Raw genomic sequence first — 21969 nt, forward strand, 5'->3', positions numbered from 1 at the left:
GGCTCAGCGGAACAGCCACACGCGCATCAGCGACAGCAGCTGGTCGGTGTTGACGGGCTTGGAGATGTAGTCGCTCGCGCCGGCCTCCAGGCACTTCTCGCGGTCGCCCTTCATCGCCTTGGCGGTCAGGGCCAGGATCGGCAAGGTGCGGAAGGCGGCGTCCTTACGGATCTCGCGCATCGTCTCGTAGCCGTCCATCTCCGGCATCATGATGTCCATCAGGACCATGTCCATGTCCGGCGAGTTCTTCAGCAGGGCGATGGCCTGGCGGCCGTTGGTGGCGCTGATGACCTCCACCTCGTGGTTCTCCAGCACGGACGTGAGCGCGAAGATGTTGCGCGCGTCGTCGTCCACCACCAGCACCTTGCGCCCGCTCAGCACCTCCGAGGAGTTGTGCAGCCGGTCCAGCATCGCCTGCTTCTCCGCAGGCAGCTGCGTCACCACCCGGTGCAGGAACAGCGCCGTCTCGTCCAGCAGCCGCTCGGGCGACTGCACGTCCTTCAGCACGATGCTCTTGGCCATGGTGTTCAGGCGGCCCTGCTCGTCGGCGCTGAGCTCCTTGCCCGTGAACACCACCACCGGCACGCGCGACAGCTGCTGCTCGCCGCGCATTTCCTCCAGCAGCTCGAAGCCGCTCATGTCCGGCAGCCGCAGGTCCAGCACCACGCAGTCGAAGGGCTGCTTCTTCATGGCGCTGAGCGCCGCCTCGCCGCTGCCCGCGGTGGCGATGTCGATGTCGTCGTAGCCCAGGAGCTCGACCACGGCATCGCGCTCGATCTCGTTGTCCTCCACCACCAGCAGGCGCTTGGTGCGCGGCTGGGTGAACTCCTTGAGCCGGTCGAACGCCGCTTCCAGGCCGGCGGTGGTGGGCTCCTTCATCAGGTAGTTGAAGGCGCCGTGCGACAGCCCATGCTGGCGCTCTTCCTCCAGCGTGACGATCTGCACCGGGATGTGGCGCAGCGCGGGGTCCATCTTCAGCTGGTTCAGCACGGTCCAGCCCAGCATGTCGGGCAGGAAGATGTCGAGCGAGACGGCCGAGGGCTGGTACTGGCGCGCCAGCGACAGGCCGATCGCGCCCTTGGTGGCGACCAGGCCCTTGAAGCCCTTGTCGCGCGCCAGCCCCAGCAGGATGCGCGCGTAGTGCGGATCGTCCTCGATCACCAGCAGCACGGGGTCGCCCGGCTGGATGGTTTCGCGGTCGTCCGCGATGTGCTCCTCGCGTGCCACCGGCAGCGTGATGACGGTGGTCTCGGCCGACTTGGCCTTGCGCGACGACACCGTGCCCAGGTCCGGGCCCGAGTAGTGCAGCGGCAGGTACAGCGTGAAGGTGCTGCCCTGGCCCGGCGTGCTGTGCAGCTTGATCTCGCCGCCCAGCAGGAAGGCGAGTTCTCGGCTGATCGCCAGGCCCAGGCCGGTGCCGCCGTACTTGCGCGAGGTGCCGGCGTCGGCCTGCTGGAAGGCCTCGAAGATCAGGCGCTGCTTGTCGGCCGGCACGCCAATGCCGGTGTCCTCCACCGCGAAGGCCACCACGTGCTGCGCCTGCGACAGCACCGGATGGTCCGCGCTCCAGCCGCCCTTGGCCAGGCCGACGCGCACCTCCACGTGGCCGTGGGCGGTGAACTTGACCGCGTTGGACAGCAGGTTCTTCAGGATCTGCTGCAGCCGCTTGGGATCGCTGTCCATCGTGCGCGGCAGGTCCTCGGTGAACTTGAGGTACAGCGGCAGGCTCTTCTGCTCCGCCACGTGGCGGAAGTTGCGGTCCAGGCTCTCGCGCAGGCCGTAGAAGGTGATCTCCTCGATGTCGACCGTCACCGTGCCGGACTCGATCTTCGACAGGTCCAGGATGTCGTTGATCAGGTTCAGCAGGTCGGAGCCGGAGGAGTTGATGTTGCGCGAGAACTCCACCTGCTTCGGGCTCAGGTTGCCCGCGCTGTTCTCGGCCAGCTGCTGCGACAGGATCAGGATGGAGTTGAGCGGCGTGCGCAGCTCGTGCGACATGTTGGCCAGGAACTCGGACTTGTACTTGGAGGTGAGCGCCAGTTCCGACGCCTTTTCCTCCAGCGCGCGCCGCGCCTGTTCCACTTCCGAGTTCTTGCGCTCCACCTCGGCGTTCTGTTCGGCCAGCAGGCGGGCCTTGGTGCCCAGTTCCTCGTTGGTCTGCTGCAGTTCGATCTGGCGCGACTGCAATTCGGCCGTGAGCTGCTGCGACTGCTTGAGCAGGCCCTCAGTGCGCATGGTCGCCTCGATGGTGTTGAACACCGCGCCGAGGCCCAGCGCCAGCTGGTCCAGGAAGTTCAGGTTGACCGCGCTGAAGGGCTGCAGCGATGCCAGCTCGATCACCGCCTTGGCCTGGTTCTCGTACAGCACCGGCAGCACGATCACGCTCAGCTTGCCGGCCTCGCCCAGGCTGGAAGCGACGCTGACGTAGTCGGCCGGCACGTCGGTCAGCAGCACGCGCCGGTTCTGCACCGCGCATTCGCCGACCAGGCCCTCGCCCAGCCGGATGGTCGGCGTCAGTTGCGTGCGCGCGCTCTGCGCATAGGTCGCCAGCACCACCAGTTCACCGTCGCTGCCGTCGGCCAGGTTGTTGTGGTAGATGCTGCCCTGGTGCGCGTTCACCAGCGGCGCCAGCTCGGACAGCAGCATCTTGCCCACGGTGTTCAGGTCGCGCTGCCCCTGCAGCATGCCGGTGAAGCGCGCCAGGTTGGTCTTGAGCCAGTCCTGCTCGCGGTTCGATTCCGTGGTCTCCCGCAGGTTGGAGATCATGGTGTTGATGTTGTCCTTGAGCTCGGACACCTCGCCCTTGGCATCCACCTGGATCGAACGCGTCAGGTCGCCCTTGGTCACCGCCGTCGCCACCTCGGCGATCGCGCGCACCTGCGTCGTGAGGTTGGCCGCCAGCAGGTTCACGTTGCCGGTCAGGTCCTTCCAGGTGCCGGCCGCGCCGGGCACGTTGGCCTGGCCGCCCAGCCGCCCGTCCACGCCCACTTCGCGCGCGACGTTGGTCACCTGGTCGGCGAAGGTTGCGAGCGTGTCGGTCATGTTGTTGATGGTGTCGGCCAGCGCCGCCACCTCGCCCTTGGCCTGCACCGTCAGGCGCTGGGTCAGGTTGCCGTTGGCCACGGCGGTCACGACCTTGACGATGCCGCGCACCTGCTCGGTGAGGTTGGACGCCATGAAGTTCACGTTGTCGGTCAGGTCCTTCCAGGTGCCGCCCACGCCGGTCACCTGCGCCTGGCCACCGAGCTTGCCTTCGGTGCCCACCTCGCGCGCGACGCGCGTCACCTCGTTGGCGAAGGAGTTGAGCTGGTCGACCATCGTGTTGATGGTGTTCTTCAGCTCCAGGATCTCGCCCTTCACGTCCACCGTGATCTTGCGGTTCAGGTCGCCCCGCGCCACGGCCGTCGTCACCTCCGCGATGTTGCGCACCTGCGAGGTCAGGTTGGCGCCCATGGTGTTCACCGAGTCGGTCAGGTCCTTCCAGGTGCCGGCCACGCCGGGCACCACGGCCTGCACGCCCAGCCGACCTTCCGTGCCGACCTCGCGCGCCACCCGCGTCACTTCCGAAGCGAAGGAGCGCAGCTGTTCCACCATCGTGTTGATGGTTTCCTTCAGCTGAAGAATTTCGCCGCGCACGTCCACCGTGATCTTCTTGGACAGGTCGCCGTTGGCCACGGCGATCGTCACTTCGGCGATGTTGCGTACCTGGTTGGTCAGGTTGGATGCCATCGAGTTGACGTTGTCGGTCAGGTCCTTCCAGGTGCCGGCGACGCCCGGCACCTGCGCCTGGCCGCCGAGCTTGCCTTCGGAGCCCACCTCGCGCGCCACCCGCGTCACTTCGGAGGCGAAGGCGGACAGCTGGTCGACCATCGTGTTGATGGTTTCCTTCAGCTGCAGGATCTCGCCCTTGACGTCCACCGTGATCTTGCGGCCCAGGTCGCCGCGCGCGATCGCCGTGGCCACGTCGGCGATGTTGCGCACCTGGCCGGTCAGGTTGTTGGCCATGGAGTTGACGTTGTCCGTCAGGTCCTTCCACGTGCCCGCCACGCCCGGCACCTGCGCCTGGCCGCCCAGCTTGCCCTCGGTGCCCACCTCGCGCGCCACCCGCGACACCTCGGCCGCGAAGGCGTTGAGCTGGTCCACCATGGTGTTGATGGTTTCCTTCAGCTCCAGGATTTCGCCGCGCACGTCGACCGTGATCTTCTTGGACAGGTCGCCGTTGGCCACCGCGATGGTCACCTCGGCGATGTTGCGCACCTGGTTGGTCAGGTTGGACGCCATCGAGTTGACGTTGTCCGTGAGGTCCTTCCAGGTGCCCGCCACGCCTTCCACCGCGGCCTGGCCGCCGAGCTTGCCCTCGGTGCCCACCTCCCGCGCCACCCGCGAGACCTCGCCGGCGAAGGAGTTCAGCTGGTCCACCATGGTGTTGATGGTTTCCTTCAGCTGCAGGATCTCGCCGCGCACGTCCACCGTGATCTTCTTGGACAGGTCGCCGCGCGCGATGGCCGTGGCCACGTCGGCGATGTTGCGCACCTGCGCCGTGAGGTTGGACGCCATGAAGTTCACGGAGTCGGTCAGGTCCTTCCAGGTGCCCGCCACGCCCGGCACCTGCGCCTGGCCGCCSAGCTTGCCTTCGGTGCCCACCTCGCGCGCCACCCGCGTCACTTCCGAGGCGAAGCCGTTCAACTGGTCCACCATGGTGTTGATGGTGTTCTTCAGCTCCAGGATCTCGCCCTTCACSTCCACGGTGATCTTGCGCGAGAGGTCGCCGCGCGCCACGGCCGTCGTCACTTCCGCGATGTTGCGCACCTGGCCCGTCAGGTTGTTGGCCATCGAGTTGACGTTGTCCGTGAGGTCCTTCCAGGTGCCGGCCACGCCACGCACCTGCGCCTGCCCGCCCAGCTTGCCCTCGGTGCCCACCTCGCGCGCGACCCGCGTCACCTCCGATGCGAAGCCGTTGAGCTGGTCCACCATGGTGTTCAGGGTGTTCTTCAGCTCCAGGATCTCGCCCTTCACGTCCACCGTGATCTTCTTGGACAGGTCGCCGTTGGCCACGGCCGTCGCCACGTCSGCGATGTTGCGGACCTGSSCGGTCAGGTTGTMGGCCATCGAGTTSACGTTGTCGGTGAGGTCCTTCCAGGTGCCCGCGACACCGGGCACCTGCGCCTGGCCACCGAGCTTGCCTTCGGTGCCCACCTCGCGCGCCACCCGCGACACCTCGCCGGCGAATCCGTTCAACTGGTCCACCATCGTGTTGATGGTGTTCTTCAGTTCCAGGATCTCGCCGCGCACGTCCACGGTGATCTTCTTGGACAGGTCGCCGCGCGCCACGGCCGTCGTCACTTCCGCGATGTTGCGCACCTGGTCGGTCAGGTTGGACGCCATCGAGTTCACGTTGTCCGTGAGGTCCTTCCAGGTRCCCGCCACGCCGGGCACCTGCGCCTGGCCACCGAGCTTGCCTTCGGTGCCGACCTCRCGCGCCACCCGCGTCACTTCCGAGGCGAAGCCGTTGAGCTGGTCSACCATGGTGTTGATGGTGTTCTTCAGTTCCAGCACCTCGCCGCGCACGTCCACCGTGATCTTGCGCGAGAGGTCGCCCTTGGCCACGGCGGTCGTCACTTCCGCGATGTTGCGCACCTGGCCGGTGAGGTTGGACGCCATGAAGTTCACGTTGTCCGTCAGGTCCTTCCAGGTGCCCGCCACGCCGGGCACCTGCGCCTGGCCACCGAGTTTGCCTTCGGTGCCCACCTCGCGCGCCACCCGCGTCACCTCGGAAGCGAAGCCGTTCAACTGGTCCACCATCGTGTTGATGGTTTCCTTCAGCGCCAGGATCTCGCCCTTCACCTCCACGGTGATCTTGGAGGACAGGTCGCCCTTGGCGATGGCGGTCGCCACGCCGGCGATGTTGCGCACCTGCGCCGTGAGGTTGGACGCCATGGAGTTGACGGAATCCGTCAGGTCCTTCCAGGTGCCCGCGATGCCCGGCACCTGCGCCTGGCCGCCCAGCTTGCCTTCGGTGCCCACCTCCTTGGCCACCCGCGTCACTTCCGACGAGAAGCCGTTGAGCTGGTCCACCATGGTGTTGATGGTCTCCTTCAGCTGCAGGATCTCGCCGCGCACGTCCACCGTGATCTTCTTGGACAGGTCGCCGCGCGCGATGGCCGTGGCCACGTCGGCGATGTTGCGCACCTGCGCCGTGAGGTTGGACGCCATGAAGTTCACGGAGTCGGTCAGGTCCTTCCAGGTGCCCGCCACGCCCGGCACCACCGCCTGGCCGCCCAGGCGGCCGTCGGTGCCCACCTCGCGCGCCACCCGCGTCACTTCCGACGCGAACGAACGCAGCTGGTCCACCATGGTGTTGGTGGCTTCCTTCAGCTGAAGAATTTCACCGCGCACGTCCACTGTGATCTTCTTGGACAGGTCGCCGTTGGCCACGGCGATCGTCACGTCGGCGATGTTGCGCACCTGCGCCGTGAGGTTGCCCGCCATCTGGTTGACGGAATCGGTCAGGTCCTTCCACACGCCCGACACGCCCTTCACCTTGGCCTGGCCCCCCAGCTTGCCCTCGGTGCCGACCTCGCGCGCCACCCGCGTCACCTCGGAGGTGAACACCGAGAGCTGCTCGATCATGGTGTTCACCAGCTTGGCCGAACGCAGGAACTCGCCCTTGAGCGGCCGGCCGTCCACCTGCAGGTCCATCGGCAGGCCCAGGTCACCCTTGGCGACGGCGCCGATGGTGCGGGCGATGTCGGTCGTGGGCCGCACCAGGTCGTCGATCAGCGTGTTGAACGAATCCACCTGCTCGGCCCAGCTGCCCACGGCCCCGGGCGCGGAGATGCGCTGCGACAGGCGCCCTTCCTTGCCCACCGTGTTGGACAGGCGCGCCGCTTCCTTGGTGATGCGGCCCGCGTTGGAGATGCTCTGGTTGAAAGCCTCGGCGATCCGCGCGTCGGTGCCCGACCACTCGGCCGGCAGGCGCACGCTGAAGTCACCCGCGGCGAACGCCATCAGCGCGGCCAGCACCTGGCGCGACCGCGCCTCGGCGGCCTCGGGCGGCAAGGTCTGGATGGGCGGGATGGTGACGTGCGGCGACGCCGTCTGCGGTACCCCTTTCTTCGCCATGCCGGCAGCCGCGCGGGCAGCGGGCTTGGTGGACTTCTTCTTCTGGGCGGGGATCACGACCTGGTCCATGGAGGCTCCGTAAGAAGAAGGTCCTCACGCCGGCGCGGACGTCCTCCTGCCCCACGGCAGCAGCGGTACGCCGGACTGAAAGGGGCGCGTGCGGGAAGACCTTCGATGCAGCGCGGCAAGTGTCTTCGTGAATGTCCGAACCCGTCGTAGGACGAAGCCGACAAGCCCGATCGCCTCCTGCCCGCAGTGATTAATTTCGCAACAGGGGCAGGCGGACCGTAAACGTGCTGCCCGCGCCGGGCCCCGCGCTGTGCGCATCGATGCGCCCGTGGTGCAGCGTCACCAGCCGCTTGACCAGCCACAGGCCGATGCCCAGCCCGCCCCGGCCCGCCTGCGTGACGTCCGTGCCCTGGGCGAACAGCTCGAACACCTGGGGCAGGACCTCCGCCGAGATGCCGCTGCCGTTGTCGCTGACGTCCACCACCACGGTGTCGCCATCGGCCTGTGCCCGCACCGCGATGCGGCCGGGCGCGGGCGTGTACTTGATCGCGTTGTGCACGAGGTTGCTGAACACCTGGGCCAGGCGCGTCAGGTCGCCCTGCACTTGCAGCTCCTCGGGCGGCAGCTCGAGCGCCAGCGTGTGGCCCGCCGCGGCCAGTGCGGGCTGGCAGGTCTCCAGCGCCTCCGAGAGCACCCGCGCGACCGTGAGCGGCTGCGGCCGCAGTTCCAGCTTGCCGCGGCTCACGCGCGACACGTCGAGCAGGTCGTCCACCAGCCGCACCATGTGCGTCAGCTGGCGGTCCATCATGTCGCGCGTGCGCGCCGCCACCGGCGGCAGCTCGCCCACCCGGCGCAGGATCTCCAGCCCCGTGCGGATCGGCGCCAGCGGGTTGCGCAGCTCGTGCGCGAGCGTGGCGATGAATTCGTCCTTGCGCCGGTCGGCCTGCACCACGTCCGTGATCTCGGTCGAGACTCCGCACACGGCGTAGATCTGCCCCGTCTCGTCGTACAGCGGGAACTTGCTGGTCCGGAACACGGCCGGCTGGCCCTGCAGCTCGCCGTGCTCCTGCACCGCGATCAGCTGCCCGGACGCGATCACCTGGCGGTCGTTGGCGCGCAGCCGCGCCGCGGCCTCGGCGCCGAACAGCTGCTCGTCGGTGATGAAGTGCGCCTGCTCCGGCGTCAGGCCGTGCAGGCGCCGCCAGGCTTCGTTGGACAGGATGTAGCGCCCCTGCAGGTCCTTGGCGTACACCAGCGCGCCCGCACCTTCGATCACCGACGTCGTGAGCTGCTGCGCGGCGCGCAACTGGCGCCCCGCGATCATTTCGCCCGTCACGTCGCGCGCGGCGCAGATGCCGCGCTCGGGCTGCAGCCGGCCGTCGATCAGGGAGAACACGATCTGCAGGCGGATGTGCAGCCAGCGCACGGTGCCGCTGGGCAGCTGCGCGCGCACGTCGATGGCGAGATGGCCGCTGCCCTGCGGGTCCAGCGCCTTGGCGATGCCCTGCAGGTAGCGCTCGCGGTCCTCGGGATGGATGCGGTCGAAGATCGCCTGGCGCGGCACCGTCATCGGGCCGTCGCCCAGCTCCAGCAGGCGCGCCAGTTCGGCCGAGATGTGGTTGAGGTTGGTGCGGTAGTCGATGTCCGCCATCACCAGGCCCGCCGCCTGGATGCCCATCTCCAGCTTCAGCTGCGTCGCCGCGCGCTGCGCGTCGGTGCGCTTGCGGTGCGTGATGTCGCGCGCGATGCCCAGCAGCCCGACGATCGTGCCGCTGGCGCCGCGCAAGGGCATCTTGCGGGTGAGCCAGTGCTTGACCGTGCCGTCGGGCAGCGGCACCGTCTCGTCGGTCTCGGTGGGCAGCCCCGTGTCCAGCACCTGGCGGTCGCTTGCCATGCGACGGCGCGCGGCGGCAGGATCGGCATCGAATTCGAGGTCCGTGCGTCCCAGCACTTCCTCCGCCGTGCGGCCGACCGCGGCCAGCGTGGCCGGGTTGGCGAAGCGGTAGCGGCCCTCCAGGTCCTTGGCGAAGATGACGTCGTCCGTCGCCTCGGCAATGGCCTTGGCCAGCAGGCCGGGATGGTCGAACAGGCTGGCGGCGGTCATGCAAGGCGGATTCTGCTGCACGGGTTCGCTGTCGAGATGGCTGGATTACCCGAAGCAAGCGCGGCCGTGTGAAGCGCCATGCGTTCATCACCGGTTCATCGAGCGCGGCGCAGACTGCCTGCAGACCCTTTGAAAGGACGTCGAGATGAAAACCAACTTCCGCACCCATGCCGCCGCCGCCGCGATGCTGCTGCTGCCGCTGGGCTCCGCTTTCGTTGCCCTGCCTGCCGCGGCGCAACATGCTGTGGCCGCCCAACCCGCGCTGCAGGCGCTGCGCGTGCAGTCCAGCGCCGGCCTCGCTCCGGGCGCCGTTCTGCGCCTGCAGCTTGTCGGCACGCCGGGCGCACGCCACGCGCACGCCGTCCTGGGCGACAGCGGCGTGCGTGTCGCGCTGCGCGAGCACGCGCCGGGTCATTACGCCGGCGCGTACACGGTGCGGCGCGGCGACCGCATCGACCCGCGGCAGGCGATCACCGCGCGCGCGAACTTCGGCGACCGCAGGCTGGCGCGCGACTTCCGCTATCCCGCCGCGATCGAGGCGCTCGCGCGGGCGCCGCGCGACGACCGCGCGCCGCAGGTGACCCAGCTCGCGCCGGCCAACGGCCAGCGCCTGGAGGAGCCGGGCCGCACCTTCATCCACGCGCGGCTGGACGACGCCGGCAGCGGCGTCGATCCCCGCTCGGTGCGGCTGGTGGTCGACGGGCTCGACGTGACGGCCGATGCCCACGTCAGCGACGACGCGATCGCCTACCGCGAACGGCTGGGCCGCGGCGAGCATCGGGCGATGCTGGTGGTGCGCGACCGCAGCGGCAACGTGAACCGCACGGCGTGGAGCTTCCGCGTGGTGTAAGCGCGCCGGCGCGGTGAACGCGCAACGGCCGCAGGGGCGCCCGGCCGACGCGGGCCCGAGGCGCGCGGGGCGGGCGCCGCGCACCCTACACTCTGCGAATGTCCGTCCCGCGCAGAGCCGCCGCTTTGCTGTTCCTGCTGTTCGCCCTGCTCGGCGCCGTGTTCCTCGTGGGACAAACGGGCAATCCCCGGGCGTCCCGGGCGGTCGCCGGCGTGCTGGAGTGGCCCGGCGCCAGCACCGAGCCGATGGCGCTGGGCGGCCAGTGGGGCTTCGCCTGGGCCCAGTTCCTGGATCCCCGCTGGGACCAGCTGCCCGCGAGCAGCTTCGCGCCGGTGCCTTCCAGCTGGAACGACCTGCCGGGCAAGCCGCGCGGGGAAAACGGCTGGGGCACCTACGTCCTGCAGGTGAACTGCCCCGCGGGCCGGTCGCTCGCGGTGGAGGCCGTGGGCCAGCGGACCGCCTCCCGCCTGTTCGTCAACGGCGTGGAGGTGGCCGCGCACGGACAACCGGGTCCCAGCCCGCAGGCCAGCCTGGCGGCCGTCCACAGCCGCATTCCCATCACCCGCGAATTCCCGTGCCCGCTGCGGCTCACGCTGCACGTGTCCAACTTCGATCACCGCGGCGGCGGCATGGTGCGGCCGATGGTGGCGGGAAGCCGCGAGGAGCTGGAGGAACGCCGCGAAGCCCAGGTGATGCAGGGAGCCGCGCTGCTCACGGCCTACCTGGTCACGGGCGGCGTCGCGCTGCTGTTCTATGTGGCGCGCCGGCGCGAGCGCGTGCCGCTGCTGTTCGGCCTGTTCTGCATCGCGATGGCGGTGTACTCGGACATGATCGGCCAGCGGCTGCTGCTGCGGCCCATCGGCGCGCAGGTGTCCTGGTTCGCCTACATGCGGGTGGAATACCTGTCGTGGATCGTGGCGATGGCGCTGTTCTTCCTCACGCTGCGCCGCCTGTTCCCGGTGGAGATCCATCGCCGCATGCTCCATGCGGTGCTGGCGGCGCTGGGCCTGGGCGTGGTGGCCACGTTGGCGCTCGCACCCGGGCAGTACTCGTACGTCGCCCTGCCCGGGCAGGCGATCGCCGTCGCCGTGGTGGCCTACATCGCGGTGGCGATGGTGCGTGCGGTGCGGCGCACCGGCGGCGATGCGCAGGTGCTGCTGGCCGGCATGGTGGCGGTGCTGGTGACGCAGGCGATGGACCTGCTGCTGATCGATGCGCCGCGCGCCGACACCAAGTTCGCGCCGATCGGCTTCGCGCTGTTCCTGCTGTCACCCGCGGTGGTGATCGCCCGTCGCATGAGCGCCGCCCTGAACGCCGAGGAACGCAGCCGCACGCTGGAGGAGAACGCGCGGCTGCGCGAGGACGTCGAGCGCATCTCCCGGCACGACATGAAGACGCCGCTGAACAGCATCCTGGGCGCGACGCGGCTGCTGGGCGAAGACCGCGGCTTTTCCAGCGACCAGCGCGAGCTGGTGGGCGTGCTGCAGCGTGCCGGCCTGCGGCTGCTGGAGATGGTCAACCTGTCGCTGGGGCTCTACAAGATGGAGACCGGCAGCTACGAATTCCGGCCGCAGGCGGTGGACCTGCGCGAGCTGGTGTCGCGCGTCCTGGTGGACCTGCACTCGCAGGCCGAGGCGCAGCAGGTGACGCTGCACTGGCCCGGCTCGTCCGGCGCCGGTCCCGTGCTGGTGCGCGCCGAGGAGCTGCTGTGCTACTCGATCATCGCCAACGTGGTGAAGAACGCGATCGAGGCCGCGGGTGCCGGCCACCAGGTGTCCGTCACGCTGTCCGCGGGCGACCCCGTGGCGCTCGCCGTGCACAACCCCGGCCAGGTGCCGCCGGAAGTCGCCGGCCGCTTCTTCGACAAGTACGTCACCGGCCGCAAGAGCGGCGGCACCGGCCTGGGCACCTACTCGGCGCGGCTGATGGCCAAGGCGCAGCTTGGCGACCTGCGCATGCACACGGGCGAGGCCGGCACGCTGGTGACGCTGACGCTGCCCGCGTTCCGCGAGGCGCTGCCGGCGCCGCGCCGCGCAGCGCCTCGCGAGGATCCGCAGTCCTGGCTGCAGGAGCTGCCGCTGCGCGACCTGCTGCTGGTGGACGACGACGAGTTCAGCCGCCTGGTCACGCGTCGCCTGTTGCCCAGCCCGCCCTTCCACGTCGAGACGGCCGCCAACGGACAGGCCGCGATCGACGCCATGCGCCGGCGCTGGCCCGACTACCTGCTGACCGACATGGAGATGCCCCTGATGGGCGGCGTGGAGACGGTGCGCTGGGTGCGGGAACACGAAATCGCTTCCGGCCGACCGCGCTGCCGCATCGTGATGATGTCGGGCAACGACGATGACAAGTCCGCGGCCAGCGCGCTGGGCGCCGGCGCCGATCGCTTCCTGGTCAAGCCCGTGACGCGGGAGCGGCTGCTGACGGCTCTGCGCGAGCTCGAACAGGAGCCCCGCGCACCGGAGATGGACAGCGCCGGCAACGAGCCGCTCGCCGCCCGCGAGCCGGTACCGGGCGGCGACCAGGTGGTCGTCAACGCCGAATGGCGCGCCGTGTTCCCGGGCTTCTTCCAGTTGCAGCAGCAGGCCGCGGAGAACATGGACCGCGCGCTCGCCGCCGGGCAGCGCGAGGAGCTGCAGTTCGTCGCGCACCGGGCCTATGGCGCCCTGGCCGCCATGGGACTGGAGTGGGCGTCGGCGCAAAGCCGCGCCGTGGAACTGAACGCGCTGGAGGGCGCGCCCGGCGAGATCGCTTCGCACATCGCGGCGCTGCGCGACCACCTGGCGCGCGTGCGGATCACCTACCGGTAGGCGAACGCGCCACTGCGGCGACCCCAGCGCCGTGGTCGCGCGGACGGCGCCGCGCAGCTGCCGGCCCGTCCTAGTTGGCCTTGCTCACCATGAAGTCGACCGCCGCCTTGACGTCGGCGTCGGGCAGCGCGGTGTTGCCCCCCTTGGGCGGCATGGCGCCCTTCTTGCCCGTGAAGCCGGCGATGGCGTGCTGGTACAGCGTGTCCTTGCCTTGCGCGACGCGCGGGCCCCAGTCCGCCTTGTCGCCCAGCTTGGGCGCGCCGGCGACGCCGGCGGCGTGGCAGACCTGGCAGGTCTGGTTGTAGACGGCCTCGCCGGAGGCACCGGCGCCCATGGCCGACGTGCTCCCTGCGCTGCCCGATGTCGACGGCGTGCTGCTGCCGGCCGCCACGGTGGTGTCGGTCGACGGCGCAGGCGACGTCGAACCCGTGGAGGCGGTGGACGGTGCCGTGGACGGCGCGGCGGACGGGGCCGGCGACGTGCTGCGGTAGGAAGACGGGCTGCTGGTCGACGACGGTGTGGTGGATGCGGTCGACCCGGTGTCGTTGGCCTTGCCGCACGCAGCCAGCGCAGCGGTGATGGCAAGCACCAGTGCAAGCTTTCTCATGGAGTTCTCTCCGCGGACGATGGGCTTGCATTCTGGATGTCTCATCCACGCGCGCTGCGTGAGACATCCCCCCGCGCCGAGGTGCGGCGGCGTCCCACGTGGAGCTGGACGTGCTCAGCGGCGCAAGGCGGCGGCGACGGCCTGCTGCACCGTGACCGCGGGCCGGCCGATCAGGCGTTCGAAGTCGGGCTGGCCGAGCTGCCCGGTGGCACCCGTGACGGCGATCATGCGTGGCTGCCGGGCAGCAGCAGGCAGATGCTGCCGCGGGCATCGACGGCGGGGTCCACGCCCATCGCGAGCGTCGAGAAGGCCGCGAGGGCGAGCAGTGAAACGACGAGATAGCGTGCCATGGTCCTGTCTTCCGCAACAACGTGGACCGGTCGTCCACCCAGGCACTGTAGGCAGTGGCGGCGGCGGGCGATGTGCGTTTGCGCACAGGACGCGGCACGCCAAAGGACAAGGCGCCGCGGATGCGGCGCCTTGTCCGGGTCCCCTCCTCAGGCCGGGGTGGCTGGTGCGTTCACTCGCGCGCGGGCGCGGCCGCGAGGTGCGTGCCGCCCTTGACGGGCTGCTCACGGCGGGCCAGGTAGACGGAGCCGCTGTCCTCGCCATTCAGCGCGCCGATGGACTCGCGCGACAGCATGAACTCGGCGACCACCTGCTGGCGGCTCAGGCCGCTGCGGAACTGCGCGAGCTGGTTGTAGTCGTCGGCCCAGGGATTGACGCCGGCCTGCCGGTACTGCTGCAGTTCCTGCATCACTTGCGCGCGCGTCAGGGTGGAGCTGAAGGGCACCGGGTCCATCGTGATGTCGTCGGCGCAGGCGACGGCACCGGTGAAGGCCAGGACGAGGGCGAGAGCGATCTTGCGGTTCATGGTGATTTCCTCTGGTCAGGTCAACTGCCCGGAGGGCGGCGCGGGACGCGCCATCCGCCGGTGATCCGCCGGGGGCGGGCCGTTCCCGCGCCACCGACGGGCGAACAATAGGCGCACCTGGCCTGGGAAAGATCTACCGTTTGGGGAGGGATGGCGCCGCGGCGCCATCCCCCGCGCGCGCATGCGATGCGCGCTTCATGTGCGAACACGCACACAGGGAAGACGGGCTTCAGGCTTCCTTGTCATGCTTGCCACTGCGGTGCAGCGCCGCGTCGGCACGGTGCAGCGCATGGCGCGTGGCCGCGGCGACCTTGTGCATCGCGTCCTTGACGTCGGCGGCGAGCTGGTGCGTCGCACTGCGCGCGCTGCTGCCTTCGGGTTCGTGCGCCGGGTGGGCGGTTGCCGCGAACGCGGGGGCGGCGGCAGCGAGCGCGGTGACGAGAGCCCATGCCTTGATGCTGTGCTTCATGCTCATTTTTCCTTCGGGATGTTCCTTCCCATCCAACGCGCCCGGCCGCGCGCGCAGTGTCGGACGCGGCCGATGGCGCATGCGCGAACGCGCGCAGCAGGAGGAACGCCATGGTCGAGCCCCGCGCCCCGACTGCGCAAGGAAGCATCGGCACCCAGGAAAATGCTGGCTCGCCGAGGCCGCGTTGCGCCTATGCTGGTTGCATGAGTCTCAGCTTCGACGTCGAACACAGGGAGGCCTATTCCGTGGTGCGCCTCCACGGCGCGCCCACGCTCGGCCAGATGCTGTCGATGATCCACCTGCTGGGGGTGGAGACGTCCGGCTGGCCCGTCAAGCGTGTGCTGTTCGATCTGCGCGGCATCCGCACGCTCACCAGCTTCACCGACCATTACGCGGTCGGCGAGGAGACCGCGCGCAAGCTGAGGCACCTGAACCGCATCGCCTCCGTGGTCGACAGCGACATGATCACGCACGCCAGCGAGAAGACCGCCCAGCGCTCGGGCGTGAACCTCATCGTCTTCACGGACGAAGACGAAGCGGTGCGCTGGCTGGCGGCCTGATCAGGCGAGCGCGGCGCGCTGCAGGCGATCCCAGGTGAACGGCATCTCGCGCAGGCGGACGCCGGTGGCGCGGGCCAGCGCATTGGCGATGGCCGCGGCGAGCGGCCCATGCGTGGGTTCGCCGGCCCCCAGCGACGGCTCCTGCGGCCGATCGAGCAGCGCGATGTCCACCGGCGGCACTTCGGAAAAGCGCAGGATCGGGTAGGCGCCCCAGTGGTCGCTGAGCACCCGCGTGCGGTCGAACTGCACGGCCTCCTTCAGGCACCAGCTGAGCGTCTGGATCGCGCCGCCCTCCAGCTGGTTGCGCACGCCGTCGGGCTGGACCACGCGTCCCACGTCCACGGCCAGCCAGACCCGGCGCACGCGGATGTCGCGCACGGCCTCGACCTGCGCGACTGCCGCGCACCACGCGCCGTTGTTCTTGTAGCGCGCGAACCCCAGGCCCAGCGCTTCGCCCTCGCGCGGGGTCCAGGTACGCCAGCCGGACATTTCCGCCACCTGCTCCAGCACCGCGCGGCTGCGCGCATCGCCCAGGTGGCGCAGCCGGAAGTCCAGCGGATCCGCGTCCAGCCCGGCGGCGATCTCGTCCAGCATCGACTCGGCGGCGAACACGTTGCAGTGCGCGCCCAGGGAACGCAGCGACGACGTGCGCAGCGGCATCGCCAGCAGCCGGTGGTTGACGATCTTCTGCTGCGGGAAGTCGTAGCAGGGCACGGCATTGCGCTCGGCGCCCGCGCCGGTCGCCACCGGCACGTTGATCGCGACCTGGCGCTGGAACCCGCGCGCCAGCAGCGGCGCCGCATGGAACACCGGCACCGCCATGCGGCCCGGGCGCAGGCTGTGCCCGTTGGACCAGAGGGTGTGCTGCCAGCCGCAGATGAGGCCGTCCGCGTCCACCTCCGCGCGAATTTCCACCGCCATCGCCGCGCCGAACGGCGCGCAGCGCAGTTCGTCCTCGCGCGTCCACAGCACCCGCACCGGCGCGCCGGGCAGCGCCTGGGCGATCACCGCGGCATCCGCGGCGGCATCGTCGGCGCCGTTGTGCCCATAGCAGCCCGGACCCGGGACGTGCGTCACGCTGATGTTCGACGCGGCCAGGCCCAGCATCAGCGCGAGATCCTTCTGCAGCGGATACACGCCCTGCGCATGCGTCCACACGTCCAGCCGCTCGCCGTCGAAGCGCGCCACGCCGCAGGACGGGCCGATGGACGCGTGCGCCAGGTAGGGACGCGCGTAGCGGGCGGCGAAGCTGCGCACGGCAGCGGATGCGGTCGCTGCCTTCTTCTCGTGGACCACGCTCGTTTCTTCCGGCTGCGCGCGCAGGAAGGCGGACAGGTCGTCCGCATCCGGCAGCGTTTCCGCTTCGTCCCAGCGCGCAGCGGACTGCAGCTTGCGCAAGGCCCGGGTCGCCTCGTGCTCCGTGCGCGCGACCACCGCGAGGAAGCTGCCGTCGCGCACGACCCGCAGCACGCCGGGCAGCGGCTCGACGGCCGCGACATCGACCTCGCGCAGGGTCGCCGCCGGCGAGGGAGGATGGGCCACCCGCGCATGCACCATGCCGGGAAGTTCCAGGTCGTGCAGGAAGGACGGCTGCCCCAGCAGCTTGCCGGGCAGGTCGATGCGGGGCACTTCCGCCTGCTCGCGCGCACGCGGCGCCTTCGGTGCGGCACGGCCGCTGGCGGCGCACTGCAGCAGTGCCTCCTGCGCCAGTTCCCAGTAGCTGGTGCGCACCGCCGGCACGCCGCGCACCCGGATTTCGCCATCTTCCACCGTGAGGTCCTGCACCGCCACCTCGAGGCGGCGGGCCGCGGCGTGCAGGTAGATGTCGCGCGCCTCGGCGCAGACCTGCCGCAGCGCGTTGCCGGAGTCCTGCACCGACAGGCTGCCGGAAGTGAAGCCTTCGTTGGGCGAGCCCTGTGTGCTCGCGGGAACCATCGCGACGCGCGCCGGCGCGACGTCGAGTTCGTCGGCGACGATCTGTGCCAGGGCCGTGGTGATGCCCTGCCCGAGCTCCACCTTGCCGCTGCGCACCTCGACGCGGCCTTCGGACCGGATCGACAGCCATTGCCCCAGCAGCGGGTTGGCCTTCAGGCTGGTGGGCAGGTCCGTCACGCCGGTGCTCCCGATGTCGCCGCGCGCAGCACGGCACGCACGATGCGGTTGTGCGCGCCGCAGCGGCACAGGTGCGCGTCGAGCGCCGCGCGCACCTGCGCTTCGCTCGGCTGCGGCGTGCGCGCCAGCAGTGCGGTGGCGCTGGCCAGGACGCCCGAGAGACAGTAGCCGCACTGGCCCGCCTGCTCCGCCAGGAAGGCCTGCTGCAGCGCGCCCATCACCCCGTCCGGCGCCAGTCCTTCCACGGTGACGATGGCCCGGTGCTGCACGGTGCCGACCGGCGTGTCGCAGGCCGGCACCGACACGCCATCCAGCAGCACGTGGCAGGCTCCGCATTCGCCGGACCCGCAACCGAAGCGCGTGCCCTTCAAGCCGCAGTCGTTGCGCAGGACGTCCAGCAACGGCGTGTTCTCGTCCGCCTGCACGGTGCGCTCGCTGCCGTTGATGCGCAAACGAAGGTTCGCGATGGCCATGAAGAAATTCCCCCGCGCGCGAAAGCCCGCAGGGGAATCATCACCGATGCCGGCGGGCGCCGGTCCGGTGCGCGCCCTTATTGACAGCTGAAGCTGTCGGCCGATTCGAGGCTGCCGCTGCCCCTGTAGGTCGCGACCTTCGGGAAGGGGCACAGGGGCCGCGTGCGGTTGGCCGCCCAGCTGGACGGCACGTCCGCGTTGACGCCGCCGGCATTGCCCGCGCCGCGGGCGCTGGCAACGATCTGCTGCGGCGCCGCCCCGCGCTCGACCCAGTTCACCAGTGGCGTGAGCATGTCGAACTGGTCGGTGGCCGGGCCGCCCGAGCAATGGTTCATGCCGGGCACGGGGTAGTAGCGGGCGAAGCGCGAGGCGTCGCCGCGGTGGAAGCTGTCCAGCGCGTTGTACCAGGCGGCCGTGTCGTCGCTGGAGAAGATCGGGTCGCTGGTGCCGTGGTACGCGAGGATCTTGCCGCCCCGGTTCTTCACGGTGGACAGGTCCGAGGGCTTCGGCGGCGTCATGAAGGACAGCGCGCTTTCCGTGTAGGTGGAGTTGGTGGCCTGGATCTTGGCGAACATGGCGTCCACGTTGCCGGTCAGCGCGAAGTTCGCGCCGTTGAAGGTCGCGGGATCTTCCGGCGGCACCTGCCAGATGAGGCCCACGGCGCCGGAATCGAGCGCGATGGGGGCCGTGAACTTCCAGAACGCCCAGTTGGGCGCGCCGATGCCGCTGTCGAACGGGAAGCTCGTATAGATCGTTTCGCCACGGCTCGTCTTCGCGCCCGCGAAGAGCTGAGCGATGGCCGACTTCTGGGCCGTGGTGAGGCAGGTACCGTCGCGCGCCCCGGTGCAGGTGGGCACGTCGTTCTGCAGGTTGAAGGCGAGCTGGCATGCCGCCTGGTTCTGCACCAGGCCGTCGCTGGCGCCGTCCAGCGCATCGCACTTGGCGAGCACCGCGTTCGACACGGTGGCGCGTTCCGCCGGCGTGAACCCGGTGGAGATGTCGGCGGGATTGCTGGCCAGACGTGCATAGGCCTGCGCGCCCGCGATGTTGGCGGTGGCCGCCAGGGGCAGCCGGTAGCCCGGGTCGCCGACCAGGAAGCCGTCGTACTGGTCGCCCAGGCGCGCGGCGGCCACCATCGTATGGCGGCCGCCGTTGGAGCAGCCGCCGAAGTAGGACCGGTCCGGCCCCTTGCCATAGGCGGCCTGGATCACGCTCTTGGCCATCGGCGTGAGCTTGGCCGCGGCCTGGTAGCCGTAGTCCAGCCGCGCCTGCGGATCGATGCCGAAGAAGGGGCCCATCGAGGCCGCGTGCCCGGCATCGGAGCTGATGACGGCGAAGCCCATGCCCAGCGCGCTGTTCAGCGGGCCGCCGCCGCCGACGGGGCCGGTGGCGGTGACGACGCTGCCGTCGATGCCGCCGTTGGCCTGGTAGAAGAAGCGGCCGTTCCAGCTGAGCGGGAGCCGGATCTCGAACCCGATCGCGTAGTTCTTGCCGTCCACCGGGCTGACGCGCGGGAACATGCTGCCCTGCACCTGGCAGTGGGCCGGCACATCGGCGCCGGCCACCTTGACCGTTCCGGCCGCGACGGCGTTCACCGCGGTGATGGTCGTGTTGGGGAACGCCACGCGCGCCGCGAGGTCGGCGCAGCCGCCCGACAGCGCGGCGCCGGTGGCGGCGGACAGTTGCGGCACCGGCGGCAGCGGTTCGCCATCGCCGCCGCCGCATCCGGCCAGGGCCAGCAGGGTCGCCGCGGCAACCGCGGCGAGGTGGGGTCGGTTCGTCATCCTGTCTCCGTTGGGGTGGTTCCGTCGCGCTGGACTATCGTTAAGTTACTTAACTATTTCAATGGCAAGCATGCGGACATACCCTATGCGCATTCTTTCCAATGGACGAGAAAAGATGTGGTAGCTGAACTAAATCGACCCATGCGGCCGATGGGCACAATCGACCCATGACGCACAAACGCAGCGCGCGCCTCGACCTCACGCCGGCCGGGCGCATGGAGGAGGCCAGTCTCCAGAAGGTGCTGGGCTACCAGCTCGCGCAGGCCGCGATCGTCACGGACGCCATCTTCTTCGAGCAGGCCGGCAAGCCCTTCAACCTGCGTCCCGTGGAGTACACGGTGTTGACCCTGATCGCCGAGAACCCGGGCGGCTCGCTGGTCCGGCTGGCGCGCGCCCTGTGCGTGACCGCGCCCAACATCTCCACGATGGTGGACAAGCTCGAGGCCAAGGGACTGATCGCGCGGCAGGCCAGCGAAGAGGACCGGCGCGCCCAGGTGCTGCACGTCACCGCCAAGGGGGCGGACCTGGTGCGCAAGGCGACGCGCAAGATCGTCGAAGCGGAGAGCGCCTTGCTGCCGCTGAGCCCGGGCGAACAGGCGATCCTCGCCGAACTGCTGCACAAGGTGGCGCTGGCGCGCACGCGCTCCGTCACTTCCGCCTGAGCCAGCGCGTCAGCGCGGCGACAGGCGCGCCGCTATACTTTGCATTCGCTCCGGGGTGCGAACGGCAGGTGCCGTGTCGCTGAGATGGATCCACCCAAACCCGTGAACTTGAACCGGTTCGTACCGGCGTAAGGAGAGCTGCATGCATCCACCCTCCCCCTTCTTCCTGCCCACGGGCCGCCCGCGATGAAGATCGCCATCGCCGGCGCCGGCCTGCTCGGGCGGCTGCTCGCCTTCCAGCTTTCGCGCGCGGGCCACGAAGTCCACGTGTTCGATCCCGCACCGCATGCCGAGGCGCGCGGCGCCGCGGGTTTCACGGCGGCCGGGATGCTGAGCCCCGTGGCCGAGCTGGAGTGCGCCGACGCGCACGTGTTCCGCCTGGGCCTGCGCAGCATGGAGCTGTGGCCGCAGCTGCTGGCGCAACTGGCGGTGCCGGTGGAGTGCCGCTTCGACGGCAGCCTGCTGCTGGCGCACCGCGGGGACGAGGGCGCGGCGCGGCGGGTGATCGATCTGCTGGAGAGCAAACTGTCGGCCGCGCAGGCCGATGGCGAAGGGCGATCTGGCGACGCCGCAAGCGCTGGGGTTCGGCTTCGCGCTCACCGCCAGCCTGCGGACCTCCACTCGCTCAGCGGAGAGCAACCCTCGGCGCCCGGCAGGGAACAGCTTCAATGGCTCAGCGGGGAACAGCTGCGGGAACTGGAGCCGTCGGTTCGGGGGCCCGCGCACGCCTGGTGCATCCCCAACGAAGGCCGCATACACACCGTGCAGGCGATGCAGGCGCTGGCCGTCTCCGCGCCGCGCGTGCTCTGGCACTGGGGCCAGGCCGTGGAGAGCGCCGACCCGGGCGGCGTGCGCGCGGGCGCCGGGACGCAGCGCTTCGACTGGGTGTTCGACGTGCGCGGCACCGGTGCGCGCCCCCAGCTGCCGGTGCGCGGCGTGCGCGGCGAGATCTTCTGGCTGCAGGCGCCGGGCCTGCAGCTCACGCGGCCGTTGCGACTGCTGCACCCGCGCCACCGCGTGTACCTGGTGCCGCGCGCGCCGGACCTGGTGGTGGTGGGCGCCAGCGAGATCGAGAGCGAGGACCGCTCGCCGGTCTCGGTGCGCAGCACGGTCGAACTGCTGGCCGCCGCGCACAGCGTGGTGCCCGAACTGGCCGAGGCGCGCATCGTCCACAGCGAAAGCAACCTGCGCCCCGCGCTGCCCGACAACCTGCCGCGGCTCGCGACCGAGCCCGGCCTGACACGCATCAACGGCCTGTTCCGCCATGGGTGGCTGATCGCCCCCGCGCTGGTGGAGCAGGCCCTGCGAGGGTTCCAGCCATGAGCACTTGCCAGATCACCCTCAACGGCGAACCGCGCGCCATCGAGCCGGCGCAGTCGCTGGCCGACCTCGTCGCCGCGCTCGGCGAACCGCCGCAGTCGCTCGCCACGGCCGTCAACGGCGAATTCGTGCCCCGCTCGGCGCGCGCGGGCGTGCAACTGCGCGATGGCGACGCCGTCTTCACTTTCCAGCCCATCACAGGAGGATGAACAC

At 70.1% G+C, this 21969-nt stretch carries 16 protein-coding genes and 1 riboswitch; of the genes, 7 read left to right on the forward strand and 9 right to left on the reverse strand.

Annotated elements, in window-relative coordinates:
* Positions 1 to 3 precede the first annotated feature (3 nt).
* Both AC1DSA_RS01355 and AC1DSA_RS01360 read right to left on the reverse strand, forming a co-directional pair.
* Positions 4 to 7191, reverse strand: a complete 7188-nt coding sequence (locus tag AC1DSA_RS01355) for a HAMP domain-containing protein (protein ID WP_477885277.1) — start codon at positions 7189 to 7191, stop codon at positions 4 to 6.
* 190 nt (positions 7192 to 7381) lie between these two features.
* On the reverse strand, positions 7382 to 9235 hold the full coding sequence (locus AC1DSA_RS01360) for a PAS domain-containing sensor histidine kinase (RefSeq protein WP_477885279.1): 1854 nt from the start codon (positions 9233 to 9235) through the stop codon (positions 7382 to 7384).
* Between the two features lie 145 nt (positions 9236 to 9380).
* On the opposite strand from AC1DSA_RS01360, the gene AC1DSA_RS01365 reads away from it, so the two are divergent.
* Positions 9381 to 10085 carry a hypothetical protein gene (locus tag AC1DSA_RS01365; RefSeq protein ID WP_477885281.1) on the forward strand — a complete coding sequence of 235 codons (705 nt, stop codon included), beginning with the start codon at positions 9381 to 9383 and terminating at the stop codon, positions 10083 to 10085.
* A 98-nt stretch (positions 10086 to 10183) separates the two neighbouring features.
* Positions 10184 to 12895 carry a response regulator gene (locus tag AC1DSA_RS01370; protein ID WP_477885283.1) on the forward strand — a complete coding sequence of 904 codons (2712 nt, stop codon included), beginning with the start codon at positions 10184 to 10186 and terminating at the stop codon, positions 12893 to 12895.
* Positions 12896 to 12965: 70 nt separating this feature from the next.
* Here the strand turns inward: AC1DSA_RS01370 and AC1DSA_RS01375 are convergent, their stop codons facing one another.
* Complete coding sequence (locus tag AC1DSA_RS01375) at positions 12966 to 13229, reverse strand: c-type cytochrome (protein WP_477885285.1); 264 nt, start codon at positions 13227 to 13229, stop codon at positions 12966 to 12968.
* Between the two features lie 7 nt (positions 13230 to 13236).
* Between AC1DSA_RS01375 and AC1DSA_RS01380 the strand changes: the two genes are divergently transcribed.
* The gene (locus AC1DSA_RS01380) at positions 13237 to 13386 is read left to right on the forward strand and encodes a hypothetical protein (protein ID WP_477885287.1); all 150 of its coding nucleotides are present in this window, start codon (positions 13237 to 13239) and stop codon (positions 13384 to 13386) included.
* A gap of 340 nt (positions 13387 to 13726) precedes the next feature.
* Here the strand turns inward: AC1DSA_RS01380 and AC1DSA_RS01385 are convergent, their stop codons facing one another.
* The 3 genes from AC1DSA_RS01385 to AC1DSA_RS01395 all read right to left on the reverse strand — a co-directional run bounded on the left by AC1DSA_RS01385 (position 13727) and on the right by AC1DSA_RS01395 (position 14845).
* Entirely contained in the window at positions 13727 to 13852 is a 126-nt protein-coding gene (locus AC1DSA_RS01385) for a hypothetical protein (RefSeq protein WP_477885289.1), read from the reverse strand.
* A 170-nt stretch (positions 13853 to 14022) separates the two neighbouring features.
* Positions 14023 to 14376: a DUF4148 domain-containing protein gene (locus AC1DSA_RS01390; protein WP_477885291.1), complete on the reverse strand. Its 354-nt coding sequence runs from the start codon at positions 14374 to 14376 to the stop codon at positions 14023 to 14025.
* Between the two features lie 229 nt (positions 14377 to 14605).
* Entirely contained in the window at positions 14606 to 14845 is a 240-nt protein-coding gene (locus AC1DSA_RS01395) for a hypothetical protein (RefSeq protein WP_477885293.1), read from the reverse strand.
* A 203-nt stretch (positions 14846 to 15048) separates the two neighbouring features.
* Between AC1DSA_RS01395 and AC1DSA_RS01400 the strand changes: the two genes are divergently transcribed.
* On the forward strand, positions 15049 to 15405 hold the full coding sequence (locus tag AC1DSA_RS01400) for an STAS/SEC14 domain-containing protein (RefSeq protein WP_477885295.1): 357 nt from the start codon (positions 15049 to 15051) through the stop codon (positions 15403 to 15405).
* On the opposite strand, the gene AC1DSA_RS01405 is transcribed toward AC1DSA_RS01400, so the two are convergent.
* The 3 genes from AC1DSA_RS01405 to AC1DSA_RS01415 form a co-directional block, all read right to left on the reverse strand.
* Complete coding sequence (locus AC1DSA_RS01405; protein WP_477885296.1) at positions 15406 to 17517, reverse strand: xanthine dehydrogenase family protein molybdopterin-binding subunit; 2112 nt, start codon at positions 17515 to 17517, stop codon at positions 15406 to 15408.
* The gene (locus AC1DSA_RS01410; protein ID WP_477885298.1) at positions 17514 to 17990 is read right to left on the reverse strand and encodes a (2Fe-2S)-binding protein; all 477 of its coding nucleotides are present in this window, start codon (positions 17988 to 17990) and stop codon (positions 17514 to 17516) included. The genes AC1DSA_RS01405 and AC1DSA_RS01410 overlap by 4 nt, the downstream gene beginning before the upstream one ends.
* Before the next feature lie 77 nt (positions 17991 to 18067).
* A complete protein-coding gene (locus AC1DSA_RS01415) occupies positions 18068 to 19774 on the reverse strand; it encodes a tannase/feruloyl esterase family alpha/beta hydrolase (protein WP_477885300.1) in 1707 nt (568 codons plus the stop codon).
* Positions 19775 to 19941: 167 nt separating this feature from the next.
* On the opposite strand from AC1DSA_RS01415, the gene AC1DSA_RS01420 reads away from it, so the two are divergent.
* The 3 genes from AC1DSA_RS01420 to thiS all read left to right on the forward strand — a co-directional run bounded on the left by AC1DSA_RS01420 (position 19942) and on the right by thiS (position 21965).
* Positions 19942 to 20436, forward strand: coding sequence for a MarR family winged helix-turn-helix transcriptional regulator (locus AC1DSA_RS01420; protein ID WP_477885302.1), 495 nt, complete (start codon positions 19942 to 19944; stop codon positions 20434 to 20436).
* A 41-nt stretch (positions 20437 to 20477) separates the two neighbouring features.
* Positions 20478 to 20588, forward strand: a riboswitch (TPP riboswitch).
* Between the two features lie 34 nt (positions 20589 to 20622).
* Entirely contained in the window at positions 20623 to 21759 is a 1137-nt protein-coding gene (locus AC1DSA_RS01425; protein ID WP_477885304.1) for an FAD-dependent oxidoreductase, read from the forward strand.
* Positions 21756 to 21965, forward strand: a complete 210-nt coding sequence (thiS, locus tag AC1DSA_RS01430) for a sulfur carrier protein ThiS (protein WP_477885306.1) — start codon at positions 21756 to 21758, stop codon at positions 21963 to 21965. The genes AC1DSA_RS01425 and thiS overlap by 4 nt, the downstream gene beginning before the upstream one ends.
* Positions 21966 to 21969 lie beyond the last annotated feature (4 nt).

The sequence above is a fragment of the Ramlibacter sp. P4_H7 genome, from assembly GCF_056400765.1.

Bases quoted from the DNA above. Each gene is read 5' to 3' on its own strand.
- AC1DSA_RS01360 (WP_477885279.1), bottom strand. From the start codon at position 9,235: ATGACCGCCGCCAGCCTGTTCGACCATCCCGGCCTGCTGGCCAAGGCC.
- AC1DSA_RS01365 (WP_477885281.1), top strand. From the start codon at position 9,381: ATGAAAACCAACTTCCGCACCCATGCCGCCGCCGCCGCGATGCTGCTG.
- AC1DSA_RS01370 (WP_477885283.1), top strand. From the start codon at position 10,184: ATGTCCGTCCCGCGCAGAGCCGCCGCTTTGCTGTTCCTGCTGTTCGCC.
- AC1DSA_RS01375 (WP_477885285.1), bottom strand. From the start codon at position 13,229: ATGGGCGCCGGTGCCTCCGGCGAGGCCGTCTACAACCAGACCTGCCAG.
- AC1DSA_RS01385 (WP_477885289.1), bottom strand. From the start codon at position 13,852: ATGGCACGCTATCTCGTCGTTTCACTGCTCGCCCTCGCGGCCTTCTCG.
- AC1DSA_RS01390 (WP_477885291.1), bottom strand. From the start codon at position 14,376: ATGAACCGCAAGATCGCTCTCGCCCTCGTCCTGGCCTTCACCGGTGCC.
- AC1DSA_RS01395 (WP_477885293.1), bottom strand. From the start codon at position 14,845: ATGAAGCACAGCATCAAGGCATGGGCTCTCGTCACCGCGCTCGCTGCC.
- AC1DSA_RS01400 (WP_477885295.1), top strand. From the start codon at position 15,049: ATGAGTCTCAGCTTCGACGTCGAACACAGGGAGGCCTATTCCGTGGTG.
- AC1DSA_RS01410 (WP_477885298.1), bottom strand. From the start codon at position 17,990: ATGGCCATCGCGAACCTTCGTTTGCGCATCAACGGCAGCGAGCGCACC.
- AC1DSA_RS01415 (WP_477885300.1), bottom strand. From the start codon at position 19,774: ATGACGAACCGACCCCACCTCGCCGCGGTTGCCGCGGCGACCCTGCTG.
- AC1DSA_RS01420 (WP_477885302.1), top strand. From the start codon at position 19,942: ATGACGCACAAACGCAGCGCGCGCCTCGACCTCACGCCGGCCGGGCGC.
- AC1DSA_RS01425 (WP_477885304.1), top strand. From the start codon at position 20,623: ATGAAGATCGCCATCGCCGGCGCCGGCCTGCTCGGGCGGCTGCTCGCC.
- thiS (WP_477885306.1), top strand. From the start codon at position 21,756: ATGAGCACTTGCCAGATCACCCTCAACGGCGAACCGCGCGCCATCGAG.